Source organism: Paenibacillus sp. P4_A7 (assembly GCF_056402455.1).
In genome coordinates this window covers 1-2321 of the sequence record NZ_JBFUHJ010000642.1, presented here as the reverse complement: position 1 = coordinate 2321, position 2321 = coordinate 1, and the positions used below count along the sequence as shown (strand labels likewise).

The following is a 2321-nucleotide window of genomic DNA, read 5'->3' as shown; positions in this document are numbered from 1 at the left end:
GACGAATACTAATCGGTCGAGGGCTTATCCTAAAATAAGGTTTGCATGGACCCATACATCCGGCAAACAAACAGCTAAGGTTCAGTAAGACAACTTTCGTATCCAGTTTTGAAGGCGCAATTTTCTTGTGACTATATGAGCAATTAACTCACATTTATGATGTTTGCTCAGTCTATAAGATTCGCTTTTCAAATTCGGATTTATCCGAACGTACATAATGTGGAGCTGTGGTGTAGTGGCCCAACATGCCTGCCTGTCACGCAGGAGACCGCGGGTTCGAATCCCGTCAGCTCCGCCATTTAAATCACTGAAATACAAATTTTGTTGGGGATTAGCCAAGCGGTAAGGCAACGGACTTTGACTCCGTCATTCTCAGGTTCGATCCCTGAATCCCCAGCCATCTATAAGCGGAAGTGGCTCAGCGGTAGAGCATCGCCTTGCCAAGGCGAGGGTCGCGGGTTCGATTCCCGTCTTCCGCTCCATTACTTTCTAATGATGAATCCTTGCGATGCAAGGTTTTTTTGTTTTTTAACAATAGATTTCTAATCGTATATAGATAGTTGGGTAACCTAATACAAATCGAAAGGGATATCATTACTTTTTAAATGATATCCCTTTGTTAAAATAGTATAAGTGACACCTAATACTCGGTTTATATTTTACCGCGAAAAGAGCTAACGCTGCCAAAGACTATTACGGCTATATATATTGGTAAGATCAGGTTTGGGGGTAAAAGGAGATGCGGAAATTAGTATTTTTTGTCGGCGGAGCCGGTGCGGGAAAGACGACATTCGCCAAGGCGTTAGCTAGGCGACGTGGGGCTGTCATGTTAGATATGGATACCTTGCTCAGACCGGCGGCAGTGGCGTTGATGACACAAGCAGGACTTGATCCAAGTGATAGAGATTCAACTGCCTACAAGGCTCTATGTCGCGATCTAGGCTACCGTATAACGATGGATGCTGCATTGGAGAACATAGCTCTCGGAACGGACGTATTGGTTGTTGGTCCTTTCACAAAGGAAATGTCAGCTCCGCATTGGATAGAAACGGAGCTGGCGTTAATTGGTGCGACTCTCCAAGATGTAGAGGTGAAGGTTATCGTCGTATCTCTTCAAGACGAACAGCATTATTTTAATCGCATCAAGCAAAGAGGCTCGGTATTAGATGAGTGGAAGCTGACGAATTGGAATCAATTTAGTCAGTCACTATTAGCTAGGGAATTGAAATGGCATATTCCGGCGCGCTCTATCCATCACATCGATAATTCACAAGCATTAAAAAACGAGAAAATTTCAGCTTTAGAATGGTTTGTTTACGGACCATCTGATTAGCAGGCAAGCTCATATGATTTTATCTTAACGCGCCTAGCTCGGCAAAAAGCTTCTTTGTCTGAGCGGGCTCTTTGTCGTTGTATATGACATATTTATCTTTCAGTTTAAACAATATATAAGGCTGCGAATTTTTGAAAATATAAAGTTTTGACTCACCGTAGGTTTCTAATGAAAAGTTACCTCTGGCATACTCGGCAGTAGCCGTCCCATTAGTTCTAAAACCTGTAGGAATCGTATCGGCAAGCGTTAGTATTTGAACATCTTCCATATCGAAACTATAGGTGTACATAGGATATGTAATTGTTACTTTTCCATTATCCTCGATTTCCAGCGTAGGCGAGGTGTAGTCTGCCTGTACTGTAAAGATGCTAGCTAGGAGAATAACAATTGTAGCAAGAACGATAGAGCTATATTGAATGATCCTCCCTGTTTTTGTTGCCATGTTAAGCGTTGAACCTATTCCGCTACGCTTTGGTACCATAACGGTTTTATCATTAGGATTGTTATAGGTAAGACCATGTTGCCAGTATTCATCTTCGTCTGTGTAAACGGTTTGATCAACTGCTGTTGTTAAACGGTTTTCAATTGTTTTTACTTTATTATGGATAAATAAAATACCGATTAGTGGAACTAAAGAAAGAATAATGAAGATCGACATCGATAATATAGGGCTAATCAGGCTTGAGTTTTTTAAAATAGTATATGCCACAACAGCGATACAGCTTTCGTAGATCGCCATACATAGCCACAAGATCGACCAGTAGCGTTTGCTAGCGCTATTGATTGCTGAATTCAGACTATTATTCGCGCTTAACATTTTTGTTTTCATTTTGCTAAAAGCTAGATAGATAATAAAAAGGATGATGGTCATGATTAAAGAAGCGATTCCTGTGACCTTTAATAAGGGATTAGCTTCCTTTAATGCTATAATAATCGGGATAATAGAAATAATGACTGGGATAATAAACCAGTAAGGTGATATAAATAA

General features: G+C 40.7%; 2 protein-coding genes and 3 tRNA genes. 4 read left to right on the top strand and 1 reads right to left on the bottom strand.

The genetic code is table 11. From position 1 onward, the window contains the following. Positions 1-221: 221 nt before the first annotated feature. The 4 genes from AC1DWN_RS32335 (at position 222) to AC1DWN_RS32320 (ending at position 1333) form a co-directional block, all read left to right on the top strand. Positions 222-298, top strand: a tRNA-Asp gene (locus AC1DWN_RS32335). 27 nt (positions 299-325) lie between these two features. After that, positions 326-400, top strand: a tRNA-Gln gene (locus AC1DWN_RS32330). A 7-nt stretch (positions 401-407) separates the two neighbouring features. Further along, positions 408-482: transfer RNA gene (locus AC1DWN_RS32325), tRNA-Gly, on the top strand. 257 nt (positions 483-739) lie between these two features. Then, positions 740-1333, top strand: coding sequence for a P-loop nucleotide/nucleoside kinase family protein (locus AC1DWN_RS32320; RefSeq protein WP_477562939.1), 594 nt, complete (start codon positions 740-742; stop codon positions 1331-1333). Between the two features lie 19 nt (positions 1334-1352). On the opposite strand, the gene AC1DWN_RS32315 is transcribed toward AC1DWN_RS32320, so the two are convergent. Then, on the bottom strand, positions 1353-2321 hold a 969-nt coding region (locus tag AC1DWN_RS32315; protein ID WP_477562938.1), incomplete at its 5' end, for a DUF5808 domain-containing protein.